The organism is Chrysiogenia bacterium, from assembly GCA_020434085.1.
Lineage (GTDB): Bacteria > JAGRBM01 > JAGRBM01 > JAGRBM01 > JAGRBM01 > JAGRBM01.
The window spans coordinates 1-13,983 of sequence record JAGRBM010000190.1; the positions used below are offsets into that span (position 1 = coordinate 1).

The window sequence follows — 13,983 nt, forward strand, 5'->3', positions numbered from 1 at the left end:
CCGCCGCCGTTGTTGTCGGCCGCGTTGCCGCTCACCGTGGTGTTGAGGAGCGAAACGCTGTTCCCCGAGTTCGAAAGATACAGGCGCAGACCGCCGCCCGAGCCATCGCTCTGGTTGCCCGCGATCGTGCTGGCACTGATCGAAACGCTCTTGTCAGTGCCGTAGATCCCGCCGATGTCGATGCCGCCGCCATCGCCGCTGGCCACGTTGTCGGAGATCGAGCTGCGCGTCACTTCGAGGCGGTTGCCGGAGAACCGAATGCCGCCGCCGTAGTCGTCCAGGCTTTCGTTGTCCTCGATCCGCGAATCGCTCACGGAAACCAGACTGGTCGGTGCCGAGCCGATCAAGTGAAGGCCGCCGCCGGTGCCGACGGATTCGTTGTGCGAAATGCTGCTGTCGGAAATATCCAGAGAGCCCAGAACCACCGAATAGATGCCGCCGCCATTGGAATTGGCGTAGTTGCTGTTGATGACGGTGCCGCTGAGCATTGTGGTTCCCGTTGTGTTCACATAGAGACCGCCACCGGAACTGTCGGACGAATTGCTGAGCACCATCGCACCAGTGAGCATCACCGTTCCGCCCGTGCTGCTCGAGAGATAAATACCGCCGCCGCTGTCGTCCGCGTAGTTGTCAGAGACTTCGCTATTCGTCAGGGCAATCGTGCCGTAACCGCCGATACCGCCGCCGTAACCGTATTCCGCGTTGTCCAAAGCGTCGTTACCGATGATCATGGAATCGGTCAGATGCAGCTCTCCGTGGTAAACGAAAATACCGCCGCCATAACCATCTTCGACAACGCTGTTCGTTACCGCCACGTCGGTGAGGTTGAGAATATGCTGCTGACCGAGATAAATCGCGCCACCGTGATCGCCGACAAGATAGCCACCGGTTGCCGTCAGCCCACTGATGTTCACCGTAAATGGTTCAGTTTCAGCGGAAATATTGAATACGCGCCGCTGCGCGCTGAACGAGGCATTGGCATTCACCGTGAGCATCGCCGAGCCCGGACCCGTGATGGTCACAGGATCCACAATCGTCGGGAGTTCGTAGGTCAGCATCGTGGTCTGCGGTCCGCCGCTGAAGAGCGTGGGATCGAACACGATCGTGTCCGCACCATCGTTGAGATTCGCCGCATTGATGGCATTGCGCAGGCTGCAGTCGCCGGCAATGTCGCAGCTGCTGGTGCTGTAGTCGTCGATGCGGTCAACCGTAATCGTCATCGGCTCGGCAATGACGCGCGTGCTCGACCAGCCAACTGCCAGAACGGCCAGAATGGCCAGGTACAGAATTCGGTATTTCATGGGATCCCCTTTTCGCTCAGGCCACTCGGCCTCATTTTCCTGCAGCGCGCCACTATAACGACAACGACTGGAACACGCCACGCAAAAAGAAAGGGCCCCGATGGGGCCCTTTCGTGTCCAGTGAAAACTGAAGCGACTAGGAACGCCGGCGCCGGCGCTCGAAGGCAAAGGCCCCCGCAATGGCCAGCAGAAGCAGGCTCATGGAGGACACTGCGCCGCCGCTTGCGCCAATCGTACAGCCGCCGTTGGCTTCTTTGTAGAGATAGATTGCCAAAGAAATCGACTCGACCGCGCCGATGTCGCAGGCGTCTTCATTGCGGGTCTGGCCGATGGCGTCCATCTCCGCACAGGTGGCCGGATCGGCGGCATTGATCGCCGCACTGCCCAGCAGCAGATCGCGGATCGCAATGCGCAGGCCCGGAACTTCAATGAGCTCACCGAGCATGGGATCGTCGCCAATCAGGTCGTCCTCACTCAGCCCGCTGCAGCCGGTGTCGTCGCCGATCAGGTTCACTCCGTTGGAGGTGACGGTGCCGGAACAGTCGTCATGGGCCACCGGGGGCGGTTTCGTGCTGAGTGTGACCAGATCGCTGGCATCGTCGTTGCCGGCAATGATCGAGTTCGTGAGTGTCAGAGCACCGCTGAGAGGATAGATACCGCCGCCGTCTCCGCTGCCGTTGCTATCGGCGTCAGCGGTATTGGAAGCAATCGTGTTGTGGGTCACCTGGATGTTGGCCCCTCCGCTGTTGGAGACATAGAGCCCGCCACCATTGCGGTTCGAGCTGTTGCCGCTGATGGTGTTGTTCAGGAGCGAACCGCTCGAGGTAACCGAATACAGTGCGATGCCGCCGCCATCGTAGTCCGCGCTATTGCTCACGATCGACGTGGCCTCGATTTCGAGCATCTCGGCGAAATTCGCGTTGATTCCGCCCCCGTAAGAGCCGGCCATGTTGCCGCTGATAAGGGAGGTGCCGATCATGGCCGTCGTGCTCGCCCAGTATATGCCGCCACCATCGTATCCGGCATCGTTGTCCACCACGGAGCTGCCCGTGACCACCAGATTGCCTCCGGAAGTTACCAGATAGAGGCCGCCGCCATTGCTGCCTTCGTTGTTTTCGATGTCGCTGTTGGTGAGCGTCAGATCGTACCCGCCGGCGTTGACCGATATTCCGCCGCCGTCGCTTTCGGATGTGTTGCTGGCGATCAAGGCGCCGGTAAGCATCGCCGATCCGCCGGTGCTGCTGCTCAGATAGAGACCGCCGCCGCCGCTGCCGGCAGCATTGAGATTGATCATGCCTCCAGTGATGGTCGGCCCGCCACTACCGTACAGGTAGATTCCGCCGCCCTGATTCCCGGCTGTATTGCCGGTTACATCCGTATTCGTCAGGGTCAGTGTGCCATAACCGTAGATACCGCCGCCTTCACCGCCGCCTTCGTCTTGCGCCGCTTCATTGCCCATGACCACAGAATCGGTCAGGTGCAGCTCTCCGAGATTGAAGTAGATGCCGCCGCCCCCGTCATTCTCGACATAGTTGCCCGCTACAACAACGTCAGTGAGATTCAGGATGTGATCCTGATTAACTCGAATGGCGCCGCCGTCTCCATCGCCATCGCCAACAATGTAACCGCCAGTCAGCGTCATGCCGGAAATCGTGGCCTCGAAACACGGCAGGGCACTGGTCAGCGTAAAGACGCGCCGCTGCGCACCGGCCGATGCGTTGGCATCCACAGTCAGCATTGCTGAACCGGGGCCATCGATGGTGATGTTCTGGGAAATGACCGGCAATGCAGTCACCAGAGTGATGGTCCCCGCCCCACCGGTGAAGAGCGAGGGATCGAAGTTGATCGTGTCCTCGCCCTCGTGGCCCTCGGCCTCGACCAGCGCATCGCGCAGTCGACACGGGCTCTCACAGATCCCGTTGGGCGCATTGCTTGAACCCAGATCGTCGAGACTATCGACGGTGAAGGTCAAAGGCGTGGGGTCGCCGGCGCGCGCGCCGGTGCTCGACCAGGCGATCGCCATTACGGCCAGAATGGCCAGATAAAGAATTCGGTATTTCATGGAGATCCCTTCTTCCCGTTCTCAGGTGCGCAATATGTGCGTTCTCGCCCTGAAACAGCGTCCGAGTGTAGTCGCTGTCCGATCCAGTAAACAGGGCCCCGCCCGGGGCCCCATGAATGAAGCATTTCGCTGCAACGCTCGGACATCCCTACGCCTCAACCCCCAACGCCTTCTTCGCCGTCTCGGCGGCCCAGCGGTAGTCGGCCTTGCCCGAGGGGCTGCGCAGGACTTCATCGACCCAGACGATGTCCTTGGGCGCCTTGTATCCGGCCAGGTGTTCCTTGCACAGAGCGTTGATCTCCTCGGCGGGCGCTTCCCGGCCGTTGCGCGCGCACACGGCAGTGACCTGCTGGCCCCATTTGGGATGGGGGGTGCCGACCACCACGGCGTCGTAGACCGCGTCGTGGAGCTTGAGAATCTTCTCGACTTCTTCGGGATAAACCTTCTCGCCGCCGGTGGCGATGCACACAGAGCCGCGCCCGAAGAGCGTGATGGTCCCGTCGCTCTCGGGGCGCGCGTGGTCACCGGGAATGGAGTAGCGCGTGCCCTCAATCTCGATAAAGGTCTCCTTCGTCTTCTCGGGATCGCCAAGATACCCCAGCGGGATGTGCCCCTCGCGCGCGAGCCAGCCGCTCTCGCCGCTGCCCGGTTCGATGACGCGCGTGAGGTCTTCGCTCAGCACCAGCGATCCCTTCTGGAGCTGGAACTTGGGCTTGGTGCTTCCGCCCTTGCCGGTGACGAGCGCCGCCTGCGCGCCGGACTCCGAAGAGCCCAACCCGTCGGTGATCATCACGCCCGGAATCTTCTCGAGGAACTGCTCCTTGTAATGGGGCGAGAGGATTGCGCCGCCCGAGGCCAGGGCGCGAAGGCTCTTGAGGTCGTATTCCTTCTTCTCGAGTTGCGCGAGTAGCGGCACGGCGAATGCATCGCCCACCATCAGCGTGCTGGTGGCCTTTTCCTTGCCGACCGTGGTCCACACCTCGTCGGGATCGAGAATGCGCGGGTGCGCGGGAATGATGACCGTGCCGCCCATGTGGAAGGCCATGTGCGCATACCAGTGCGCCGCCCCGTGCATGAAAGGCGCCAACGGCAGCGCGCGCATCATGGGGCCCATCATCTGGGCCATGCGGATCATCTGCTCGTAGTTGCCGACCTTCTGCCCGGTCGGAAGCGTGCCGCCCATGGCACCGAAGTAGATGTCCTCCTGGCGCCAGAGCACGCCCTTGGGCATGCCGGTCGTGCCGCCCGTATAGAGGATGTAGAGATCGTCGGCGCTCGGCTCTGCGTCGGGCTTTTCCTCGCTCGAATGCGCGAGGGCTTCCTCGTAATCGACCGCCCCTTCGAGCAGCGCCTCACCCGACTCATCGGCCACCTGAAGAAAGACTTTGAGCTCGGGCAGCTTTCCCCGGATCTCTGCGAGCGTCGGCGCCAGCGAAGCGTGGTAGATGATCGCCCTGGCTTTGGAATCCTTGAGCAGGTACTCGAGTTCCTCACCGGTGTAGCGGTAGTTCACATTGAAGGGTGCAAGGCGCGCGGCGAAGCTGCCGAACATGCCTTCGAGATACTCGTTGCCGTTGTAGAGGTAGAGCGCGAGCTGGTCCTGCCCCGACTCCCACGGCTCAAGCGCGCTGCGGTCCTGCACCTTTCCAAGTCCCTGCTTTCGCAGGTAGTTGGCCAGCCGCCGCGCCCTTGCGCGGTACTGCGTCCAGGTAAAGCGCTTGTCCCCGTAGATGATGCACTCGCGCTCGGGAAATGCGTCGGCAATTGCTTCCTGCGTGCAGGCAAGATTCCAGATGTCGGCCACAGATTCTCTTCCTTTCCGAATTCCCCCTACAGGGGAGATGCCCGTCAGGGCAGAGGGGTCGCACAGGCGGCGATCGGCTCCGGAAACAGAGCTATGCCGCCTCAACGCCCCCTCAGCCCCGCTTCGCGGGGCAGCTCCCCCACAGGGGGAGCGCCAGGGGAACGGGTCTTTGCGCCCTTGCCATCGCGGGCGCCCTTGCATATAGTCGCCACGCGTTGACTCGTCAGTCAACGACAAAACAACGCAAATTACCCGCCCGCGCGGCACCTGGCAGATGCCGGGCCGCAGCCGGAAGGGAAAAGAGGAGAAAAGACATGCCGATCGATCCAGCAGCGGCCGTAGGCGCCGAAATGAAGGGTGTGGACTGGTCCTGGGACCCCGACAAACTGATTCTCTACGCACTTGGCGTGGGCATCGGTGTGGGCGTCGACCAGACCGACAAGAAGAAGGTGCTTCAGTACACCTATGAAAACGGCCTCAAGCCGCTTCCGACCTACGGCGTCATTCCGATGTTCAGCTCGCTGGGCGGCCTGATGACCGCGCCGGGCATGAAGTTCAACCCGATGATGCTTCTCCACGGCGAGCAGTACACCGAGATCCTCTGCGACAAGTTCCCGCTCAAGGCGACTGTCGAAACGAGCGGCAAGATTACCGGCGTCTATGACAAGGGCAAGGGCGCCCTGGTCGTCGCCGAGATGACCTCCAAGGACAAGAACACCGGTGAGGCGCTCTTCCTCAACCGCATGGGCGCGTTCATCCGAGGCGAAGGCGGCTTCGGCGGCGACGCCAAGGCCCCCGAGCCCGGCAACGAGCCCCCCAGCCGCGACCCCGACGCCGTGATCGAGTATCCGACCATGACGCACCAGGCGATTCTCTACCGCCTCTCGGGCGACAAGAACCCGCTGCACATCGACCCGATGATGGCGAAGATGGGCAAGTTCGATAAGCCGATCCTCCACGGCCTGTGCACCTTCGGCAACGTCGGTCGCGCCGCCATCGAGGCCTTTGCCGACAACGACCCGAGCAAGTTCAAGAGCATCCAGCTCCGTTTTGCCTCGCCGGTCTACCCCGGCGAGACCATCGTGGTGAAGATGTGGAAGGAATCGGACACGGAAATCATCTGCGAGGCATTCGTCAAGGAACGCGACATGCTCCAGGTCATTTCCAACGCGAAGGTCTGCTTCCGCGCCTAGGCGTCCAGCAACTGCAATACGAAACCCCGCCCGAATGGGCGGGGTTTTTGTTTGGGGCATTGTGGTTTCCCCGCGCCGGGGACAAACTAATTTCGTGAAGCTCTTTGGCAACAAACGCCAGCCCCTGCTGCTCGCGCTACTGGCGCTGGTCCTCGGGCGCATCTATCTGGCCTGCTACCTCGGCGACGACGATTATCTGGCCATCGGAACACTGCGGGACGGAATCGAGCTGACCCAAATCAGCCCGGTTGCGGACTTCAACTTCGAGCTGATTCAGGACACCCGCGAGATCCCGCTCGACTCGACCCTGATTGTCTACGACGTAACCGTCCGCGTGGGACCGGGGCGGGCCGAGCCATCCCAACTGCAGGTGCAGCTCGAACTCGAAACCCAGATGGGTGTCGAAGTGGTCCAGGACATCACCGCCGAGGTGCGCGGAACAAAGGACCTCACCTTCTTCGGGATCTGCCGCCTGACAGGCGCGAGCGCCGAGCGACCGGCCTGCCGCGGCACGATGGAGCTGGCGTTGGTTGACGGCCCCGGAATCGACGCCGAAATGCTTGTCCGCTTGCGCCTGCTCGAACCCAGCCCGCTCGAAGAGCTGCCACGCGTTGCGGTCTTCACGGAGCCCCTGCCATGAGAGCGTCCTGCCCTCTCCTACTTCGCGTGAGTGTTCTGTGCGCGTGCCTGCTCATTGGCGCATGTAGCGACGATGCCGCCGACATTCTCAACTACGGCACGGCCTACTCGCGTACCAGCCAGGTGGTCGCGCTCGATGCCATGAATCCCACCCGCATCTTCCGCATCGATGTATTCCCCAGCGTCGATGGGGAGACTGCTACAAACTGCCCGAGCAACCAGCCCATGGAGCGCCTGTTGATGTTGAGCGAGCTCGCCCAGATGCCCGAAATGCCCGCCCCGGCGGCATCGAGCGTGCGCGTCGAATTGCGCAGCGACCCCGCATTTGCCGGAACCGATGAGCAGGCAGAGGCATTGCTGAGCATCGGGCAGGAAACAAGCCATGGGCGCGTGCGCATCTATGCGGGCGACCGAAATACTTGCCGCGCATTCCTCACCTTCACGCTTGAGAGCGGCACGGACGTCAGCGGTGAATTCACGCTCATCAGCGGCTATTTCGGCAGCGGCCGCGTCGGTCCCGAGGCTACAATCCCGGGCTATGTCGTTGAGGATGTGACACCCTGAAGAGAGTGCCTACCGCGCCGTCAGCCGCACTTCGATCTTTTTCCACAGCGGCGCGAGGTTCGCGCCTTCGGCCAGGGTGACTGTTCCGGCCTTCGAAATGATGGCCTGGCCCTTCGGGCTCAGGATGAAGTCGACGACCTTGCGTACTTCGGGATCGGGATTGCTACCCACTGCAATGTAGAGCGGGCGGAAGAGTGGGTAACGCCCGGTGGCGACGTTGGCCTTGGTGGGCAGTGTCCCGTGGATGGAAAGCAGCTTGAGCTTGGTCTTGCGCGCGCTGCTCACCCCGTCGATGGCCAGCGACCACGGCGTGGCAGCCACAGCTTTCTCGATGGGGCCGGTAGAGGCGAAGACCTGCGCGCCCGCGGCCGCAAACTCGAACCCGGGATCGCGCAGCACCAACAGCCGAAACATATGCCCAACGCCCGATTCCTTGCCCTCGCGAACCATCAGTGTGATGGGCTGGTCGGGCCCGCCAAGATCCTTCCAGTTCGTGATCTCACCGGCGAAGACCTTGCGGAGCTGATCGATCTCAATACTCGATACGGGATTGTCCGGGTGCGTTACCGCGACCAGTGCGTCCCATCCGACTTGGATGAGCTGCGCCTCGGTTTCCTCCGGGATCGGGGCGCCGCCCTTGCCCAGCAGGTGTTGACGGCAGCTCCCGCCCAGGTCGGCCTCACCGGCGGCCACGTCGCGAATGCCCTTGGTGGCGCCGCCGCCGCTGAGGACAATTTTTATGCCGGTCTCTTTTTCATAGGCTGCCGCGATTTCGCCCATGAAGGCCTTTCGCGAGATGCCACAGCCCGTCCAGGTGATGTGCCGGGTTTGCGCCCGGGCAGGCGGGCTCCAGATGAAAATGCTGCCGATCGCAAGGAGAAGACAGACCGATGCGCGGACGGGTGCACGGTGGGAAAGCGCCATGATGAAGACTCCAGGTTGCTGCGCGTGTTGGCCCGGCGGACAACTTGTCGGGTTTTCGACAGATCCGTCAAGTGACACTTTCGTGTCGATGCCCTCCCGGCGGCTTCAGAATCGGGTAAGAGGCCGCCTCTCCGGGTTTACCGGGCCGCCGGGCAGCTCTCTTCCACCCTTTCCCAGATGTGCTACATACGCCCCGCAAGAGCGGGACCTGCCCCTCTTCATGAAGACTGAAGGAGTCCACCATGGAACCAACCCTCACCGCGTACGGCACCTGGAGCGGCGGCCGCTACATGCACTTTGGCAAGCCCGTTTCGGATGCCGACTACCTCAAGGCCTTCCAGCATGCCTTCGACAAGGGCGTGCGTACCTTCATGACCGCCGATGTCTATGGCGAGGGCGCCGCCAGCGAGAAGCTCGGCGAGGCCCTGAGGCACATGGACCGCGACCTCGTCTCGCTGGTCGGCATGATCGGCCACGACTTCTACGAGGGGCAGCGCGACGGCCCCAAGGGCTTCCCGCGCTTTACCGACCCGCGCCTTCGCGGCCCGGACAAGTATTACGACTTTCTCAACATGGCCGCGCAGAAGGAACTCGCCCGCCTTGGGGCCGATCACTTCGACGTGCTGCTCCTGCACAACCCGGATTTTACGGGCTACTCCTCCGAAGCGGTGTGGGAGGCATTTGGTCGCCTGAAAGAAGAAGGCCTGACCAAGAGTCTTGGCGTCGCGCCCGGCCCGGCCAACGGTTTCACCCTGGATCTCATCCATTGCTACGAGAAGTTCGGTGAGCAGATCGACTGGGCGATGATTATTTTGAATCCCTTCGAGCCCTGGCCCGGCGAGCTGTGCCTGCCCGCGGCGGCCAAGCACGGGGTGAAGACCATCACCCGCGTGGTGGACTACGGCGGCATGTTCCATGGGGATCTCAAGCCCGGCTCGCGCCTTCCCATGAGCGATCACCGCGCCTTCCGCCCCGCCGGCTGGATCGAAGCAGCGGCCGAGAAGCTCGAAAAGATCAGGCCGATCGCCGACAAGCACGGGCTCACCCCGCTGCAGCTCGCCTGCCAGTGGAACCTGGCCCACGAAACGGTGGAATGCGTGGCGCCCACCGTCGTGATCGAGCACGACCCCGACGCGCGCAGCATCTTCGAGAAGATCGACGACCTGGCTGCCACCCCCGCCGAGGTGAAGCTCAGCGAGGAAGAAGTCGACCAGATGCGCGCCGTGGGACAGAACAAGGGCTGCATGGCTTTGAAGGGCGGCAGCCGCCAGTACCTGGGCGAGCCCCAGGCCGACCAGTGGAACATGCCCCCCGAGCTCGAAGAAGTCGCCAAGCGCTGGGACATCGAACCCGACCGCGACCTCTACTACTCCGATGATCCGCGCGACCTTCGCGAAAAAGGCATGCCCATTGCCGGTACCGCCCAGGCCCACGACACCCGGCTCTACGTGCAACTCCAGGTCTTTACCGAAGCCCATGACGAGTCCGGCATCATCGAGGCGGTCAAGGGCTCGGGCCTCGAAGCCGTGGTCTACGCCAACGTCAACGACCCGCGCGGCGTGGGCGTGGCGATCTTCACCGAGGACCCGACGGATTTTGTGACCAAGGCCCGCGCGCTCTACAACTCCGAGCCCTTTGCCGACTGCATGCTGCTGCCCGACATGACCATGATCGGCCGCACCTATGGATTCGGTCGCGAGCCCGACATCAAGGACTGGGTACTCAACCACGCGCGCCGTCACGCCTACAACGAGGATTTCCAGTGGGCCGTGTGGTATCCGCTGCGCCGCAACGGCGAGTTCTACCAGCTCACCAAGGCCGAGCAGGGCAAGATCCTGATGGAGCACGGCATGATCGGCCGCAACTTCGGCAGCGCCGGCTATGCCGGTGACATCCGCCTGGAGAGCTTCGGTCTGGACGCCAACGACAACGAGTTTGTGATCGGCGTCGTGACCCCGCGCCTTGAATGGGCCAGCAAGCTTATCCAGGCCATGCGCCCCACCACCCAGACCAGCAAGTACATGGATTCGCTGGGCCCCTTCTTCGTCGGCAAGAAGATCTGGCAGAGCGGCCCGCTCAAGCACATGGAGAACTAGGCGCCAACGCATCCATTCGCGCTACACTTGCGGGGCGGCCCAAACGGGTCGCCCCGTTTTGTTTGTGGGGAGCGCGATGAAGAGTCTCGAACAGCTCCTGGAGTTCTACCGCGCAAACCTGCTCGAAGAGCTGGGGCTGCTCGAGCTGCAGCGACGCAGGATAAGAAACGTCATCACGGCGATGATCATCGTGGGCGCGCTCGGGCTGGCCGGCTCGATCGGCGTGGGCGCAGCGGGAATCATCCCGCCCTGGGCAGCCGCCCTCACGGCCATCGGGGCGATTGCGGGCGCGGTGATTGTGGGGGCAAAGACCTTTGCCGCCTTCCGCGCACGTTACAAGTCGCAGGTCATTGCCCCGATCATTAGCTTTCTCGATCCCTCCTTCACCTATGATCCCGAAGCCCATCTGGGCAAGAACGAGCTACTTGATTGCGCGCTCTTTCCCGAAAAGGCGAGCATGCTCAGCGGCGAGGACCTCATCACCGGCAAGCTCGAGGGCCGCGCGTTCCGCGTCTCCGAGATCATGCTGCGCGGCAAGGAGTCGCGCGCAGACAAGGAAACCACCCACGAATATTTTCACGGATTGTTTCTGGCACTCTCGCTGGGACGAACGATTGGCGCCCGCGTGTGGCTGCGCACCCCGGGCGCGCCGCTCACAGCCGAAGAGGACATTCAGCAAAAGCTCGAAGAGCACTTCCTCGCCCTCGGCGAGGCCGCGCGCTTTCGCGAACGCGACGAGAGCCTGGAACTCGAAGTCCGCGCCGAGGACATCGAGGTCGCGCTGGATACCCTTACACTGGAGCTGGCCGACCGGATGCGCGCGTTCGCCGCGCGCCAGGGTGGAAGGGTCTACGGCGCCTTTGTGGGAGAGCACTTCTACCTGGCCGCCGAGAGCCAAAACGACTACTTCGAACCAAGCGTCTGGAACAAACTGGTGAGCCGCGAGGACATCGAGTCCTTCCACGCGGACTTCGAGGCCTTTCTGGCCGCGGCTGCGGCGGCCATTCCCGGCGAGCGCTAGTCCGCCACTCCGTAATGCGCCCAGGCGCGCGTGACCAGGGCGCGCTCATTGAGTTCAAATACCTCGGCCGCCGGCAACCTGTTCACGCTCACATAGCAAATGGTCAGCGTGTTCACGCCGAGCAGCACCTGCGGCGATTCGAAGTGGAGATCGGGATAGGCAGCGAGCCCTTTGGCAAAATAGTCGCGCAGGGCGCCCCTGCCCCGCACCGTTCCAGAGGGATCACCCAGCAGCTTCACCGCCATCGGCGTCACAAAGACCACGTCCTCGGCGTAGTGCGCGAGAATCGCGTCCAAATCGTGAGCGTTCCATGCGGCCAGCCACTGCGCCGCGAAGGCCTCGGCTGCTTCCCGTGAAATTGGCGAAGCCATCGGTGCATTTCCTCCCCGCCGCTTGGCGCACGCCATGCCGGGCGGGTACGATAGCAAAAGTCACTTCGGACTGACAGGGCGGCGCATGCACGGATTGCAGACAATCGGGCTGGGAGTGTTGGGATTCGTACTGATTCTCATCTTCCTCTACAACTCGCTGGTCTACAAGCGAAACCAGGCGGCGCAGGCCTTTGCCAGCATCGATACCTATCTAAAGAAACGCTACGACCTCATCCCCAACCTGGTGAGCGCGGTCAAGGCCTACGCCACCCACGAGCGCCAGACCCTCGAAGAGGTCACCGCGCTGCGCGAGCGCTACGTCGCCGCCGATCGCAGCGGCAACTCGGCCGATACAAAGGTGGACATCGAGAACCAGATCGCCGAGGTCCTGCCCGAGCTCATGGCGCGGGTCGAGGCCTATCCCGAGATCAAGGCCGGCGACCACTTCCTGCGCCTGCAGCACACGCTCTCGGATATTGAGGCCCACATCGCCGCCGCGCGGCGTTTCTACAACTCCGCGGTGACCGAGTACAACAACGCGCTCGAGATGTTCCCGACCAACGTCATTGCGTCGAGCTGCGGCTTCAAGCCGCGCGTCCTGTTCAAGATTCCCAGCCGCGAACGCGCGGCGGTGCGCATCTAGGACCATGCTGGAAAAATCCGAAGCCGACCTGTGGGCCTGGTTCCGCGACGGCATGCACAAGGAGCTGCATGACCTGGAAAAGCGGCGCCACCGCATCCAGGCGCGGGCGACGAGCTGGATCCTGGCGGTGGCTGCGCTCACCATGCTTGCCTACGTGGCGCCCGTTCTGCTGCACCTTCCCCGCCCGGTCTTTGTTCCGCTGGGCGGGCTGCTGGTGCTGGCCGCGTTCTTCAAGGACGACTCCGTTGTCGAACTGGTGCTCGGTGGCATCGGGCTCATGCTTTGGAGCATCTGGCCCCAGCAACCCATGGATGAGTTCTTCCGGCTCACGCTGCCGTTTCTCTACCGCGTGCTGCCCGAGGGAACGCTCTACCCCGCCGTGGCCGTCGCCCTGGTCGGCGTCTTCGACATCCATCACCGGATGCGCGACTTCACCTCCGACTTCAAGAGCCGCGTCATCCGTGTGCTGGCCCAGTTCATCGATCCCAACTGGCAGTTCATCCCCAACAGCTTCGTTGCCAAGCGCGACTTTCAGGACTCGGGGATTTTTCCCGACGTGCCAGTCGACTTCAGCGGCGAAGACCTGGTTACCGGCAGCGTGGGGCAGACCTCTTTCGAGATGAGCGAGGTGCGCGCTCTGCACCTGCAGAGCTTCACCGATGTAAACGGGGTCAAGCGCTCGCGCAGGAGCAGCCTGTTTCGCGGCTTCATGTTCGTCTGCAACTACAACCGCTACTTCCCGCACGAGGTCTTCGTCTTCCCCGACACCGCCGAGCGGTTCCTGGGATTCATGGGCACGCGCCTGCAGGAGATGAACCGCAGCCACGGCGAGCTGGTCAAGCTCGAGGACCCCGTCTTCGAGAAATACTTTGCCGTCTACGGCAGCGACCAGATCGCGACGCGCATGGTGCTGCCGCCCTCCATCATGGAGGAGATGGTCGCCTTCCGGGAGAAGAGCGGCACGCCCGTGAGTATGAGCATCCGGCAGGGCCGCTTCTTCGCCGCCGTGCCGCTCACCCGCAACCTCTTCGAGCCGCCGCTCTTTCGCCCCATCACCCGTTTCTCAGAGCTGCGCGAACTATTCGACGACCTCACCCTGTTTATTGACCTCGCGCGCGCGATCGACCTCAACACCCGGCGTTGGAGCGAGACGAGCGGACTGAGTGAGTTGGGGTGAAGGTTATTCCTTCCCTGCTCCCCCGCGCAGGGGGAGCTGTCCGACACAGTCGGACTGAGGGGATCACGCCGGGCGGCGAATCAGAAACAGCGCAATAACACGCGACACCCCCTCCGGCCTGCGGCCACCTCCCCCGGTGGGGGAGGAGGTTATGTGTTCACGTACACTGCCAAACGCAAAACAAAACG

12 protein-coding genes are annotated in these 13,983 nt (G+C 62.7%); 7 read left to right on the forward strand and 5 right to left on the reverse strand.

Going from position 1 to position 13,983, the window contains the following annotated elements; all coding sequences use genetic code 11:
* The 3 genes from KDH09_06345 to KDH09_06355 form a co-directional block, all read right to left on the reverse strand.
* On the reverse strand, nt 1–1,301 hold a 1,301-nt coding region (locus tag KDH09_06345; GenBank protein ID MCB0219299.1), incomplete at its 3' end, for a hypothetical protein.
* Nucleotides 1,302–1,437: 136 nt separating this feature from the next.
* Nucleotides 1,438–3,363: a right-handed parallel beta-helix repeat-containing protein gene (locus KDH09_06350; GenBank protein MCB0219300.1), complete on the reverse strand. Its 1,926-nt coding sequence runs from the start codon at nt 3,361–3,363 to the stop codon at nt 1,438–1,440.
* A gap of 148 nt (nt 3,364–3,511) precedes the next feature.
* The gene (locus KDH09_06355) at nt 3,512–5,368 is read right to left on the reverse strand and encodes an acyl-CoA synthetase (GenBank protein MCB0219301.1); all 1,857 of its coding nucleotides are present in this window, start codon (nt 5,366–5,368) and stop codon (nt 3,512–3,514) included.
* Nucleotides 5,369–5,481: 113 nt separating this feature from the next.
* Between KDH09_06355 and KDH09_06360 the strand changes: the two genes are divergently transcribed.
* The 3 genes from KDH09_06360 to KDH09_06370 all read left to right on the forward strand — a co-directional run bounded on the left by KDH09_06360 (nt 5,482) and on the right by KDH09_06370 (nt 7,563).
* Nucleotides 5,482–6,360 carry a hypothetical protein gene (locus tag KDH09_06360; GenBank protein MCB0219302.1) on the forward strand — a complete coding sequence of 293 codons (879 nt, stop codon included), beginning with the start codon at nt 5,482–5,484 and terminating at the stop codon, nt 6,358–6,360.
* A 94-nt stretch (nt 6,361–6,454) separates the two neighbouring features.
* Entirely contained in the window at nt 6,455–7,000 is a 546-nt protein-coding gene (locus KDH09_06365) for a hypothetical protein (GenBank protein MCB0219303.1), read from the forward strand.
* A 26-nt stretch (nt 7,001–7,026) separates the two neighbouring features.
* Entirely contained in the window at nt 7,027–7,563 is a 537-nt protein-coding gene (locus KDH09_06370) for a hypothetical protein (protein MCB0219304.1), read from the forward strand.
* 9 nt (nt 7,564–7,572) lie between these two features.
* On the opposite strand, the gene KDH09_06375 is transcribed toward KDH09_06370, so the two are convergent.
* On the reverse strand, nt 7,573–8,487 hold the full coding sequence (locus KDH09_06375) for a phosphate ABC transporter substrate-binding protein (protein ID MCB0219305.1): 915 nt from the start codon (nt 8,485–8,487) through the stop codon (nt 7,573–7,575).
* A 242-nt stretch (nt 8,488–8,729) separates the two neighbouring features.
* Here KDH09_06375 and KDH09_06380 point away from each other — a divergent pair, with 242 nt between their 5' ends.
* Together KDH09_06380 and KDH09_06385 are read left to right on the forward strand one after the other, a co-directional pair.
* Nucleotides 8,730–10,583: a chlorite dismutase family protein gene (locus KDH09_06380; protein ID MCB0219306.1), complete on the forward strand. Its 1,854-nt coding sequence runs from the start codon at nt 8,730–8,732 to the stop codon at nt 10,581–10,583.
* A gap of 76 nt (nt 10,584–10,659) precedes the next feature.
* Nucleotides 10,660–11,604, forward strand: a complete 945-nt coding sequence (locus KDH09_06385) for a DUF3137 domain-containing protein (protein ID MCB0219307.1) — start codon at nt 10,660–10,662, stop codon at nt 11,602–11,604.
* On the opposite strand, the gene KDH09_06390 is transcribed toward KDH09_06385, so the two are convergent.
* Nucleotides 11,601–11,975, reverse strand: a complete 375-nt coding sequence (locus KDH09_06390) for a nuclear transport factor 2 family protein (protein MCB0219308.1) — start codon at nt 11,973–11,975, stop codon at nt 11,601–11,603. The genes KDH09_06385 and KDH09_06390 overlap by 4 nt on opposite strands.
* An 85-nt stretch (nt 11,976–12,060) precedes the next feature.
* Between KDH09_06390 and KDH09_06395 the strand changes: the two genes are divergently transcribed.
* Together KDH09_06395 and KDH09_06400 are read left to right on the forward strand one after the other, a co-directional pair.
* Nucleotides 12,061–12,618 carry a LemA family protein gene (locus KDH09_06395; GenBank protein ID MCB0219309.1) on the forward strand — a complete coding sequence of 186 codons (558 nt, stop codon included), beginning with the start codon at nt 12,061–12,063 and terminating at the stop codon, nt 12,616–12,618.
* A 4-nt stretch (nt 12,619–12,622) separates the two neighbouring features.
* Entirely contained in the window at nt 12,623–13,795 is a 1,173-nt protein-coding gene (locus KDH09_06400; protein ID MCB0219310.1) for a DUF3137 domain-containing protein, read from the forward strand.
* Nucleotides 13,796–13,983: the final 188 nt, after the last annotated feature.

Excerpts from the sequence above, each read along its gene's own strand:
- KDH09_06375 (MCB0219305.1), bottom strand. The coding sequence starts at position 8,487 with ATGGCGCTTTCCCACCGTGCACCCGTCCGCGCATCGGTCTGTCTTCTC.
- KDH09_06385 (MCB0219307.1), top strand. The coding sequence starts at position 10,660 with ATGAAGAGTCTCGAACAGCTCCTGGAGTTCTACCGCGCAAACCTGCTC.
- KDH09_06355 (MCB0219301.1), bottom strand. The coding sequence starts at position 5,368 with ATGCAAGGGCGCCCGCGATGGCAAGGGCGCAAAGACCCGTTCCCCTGG.
- KDH09_06380 (MCB0219306.1), top strand. The coding sequence starts at position 8,730 with ATGGAACCAACCCTCACCGCGTACGGCACCTGGAGCGGCGGCCGCTAC.
- KDH09_06360 (MCB0219302.1), top strand. The coding sequence starts at position 5,482 with ATGCCGATCGATCCAGCAGCGGCCGTAGGCGCCGAAATGAAGGGTGTG.
- KDH09_06395 (MCB0219309.1), top strand. The coding sequence starts at position 12,061 with ATGCACGGATTGCAGACAATCGGGCTGGGAGTGTTGGGATTCGTACTG.
- KDH09_06390 (MCB0219308.1), bottom strand. The coding sequence starts at position 11,975 with ATGGCTTCGCCAATTTCACGGGAAGCAGCCGAGGCCTTCGCGGCGCAG.
- KDH09_06350 (MCB0219300.1), bottom strand. The coding sequence starts at position 3,363 with ATGAAATACCGAATTCTTTATCTGGCCATTCTGGCCGTAATGGCGATC.
- KDH09_06400 (MCB0219310.1), top strand. The coding sequence starts at position 12,623 with ATGCTGGAAAAATCCGAAGCCGACCTGTGGGCCTGGTTCCGCGACGGC.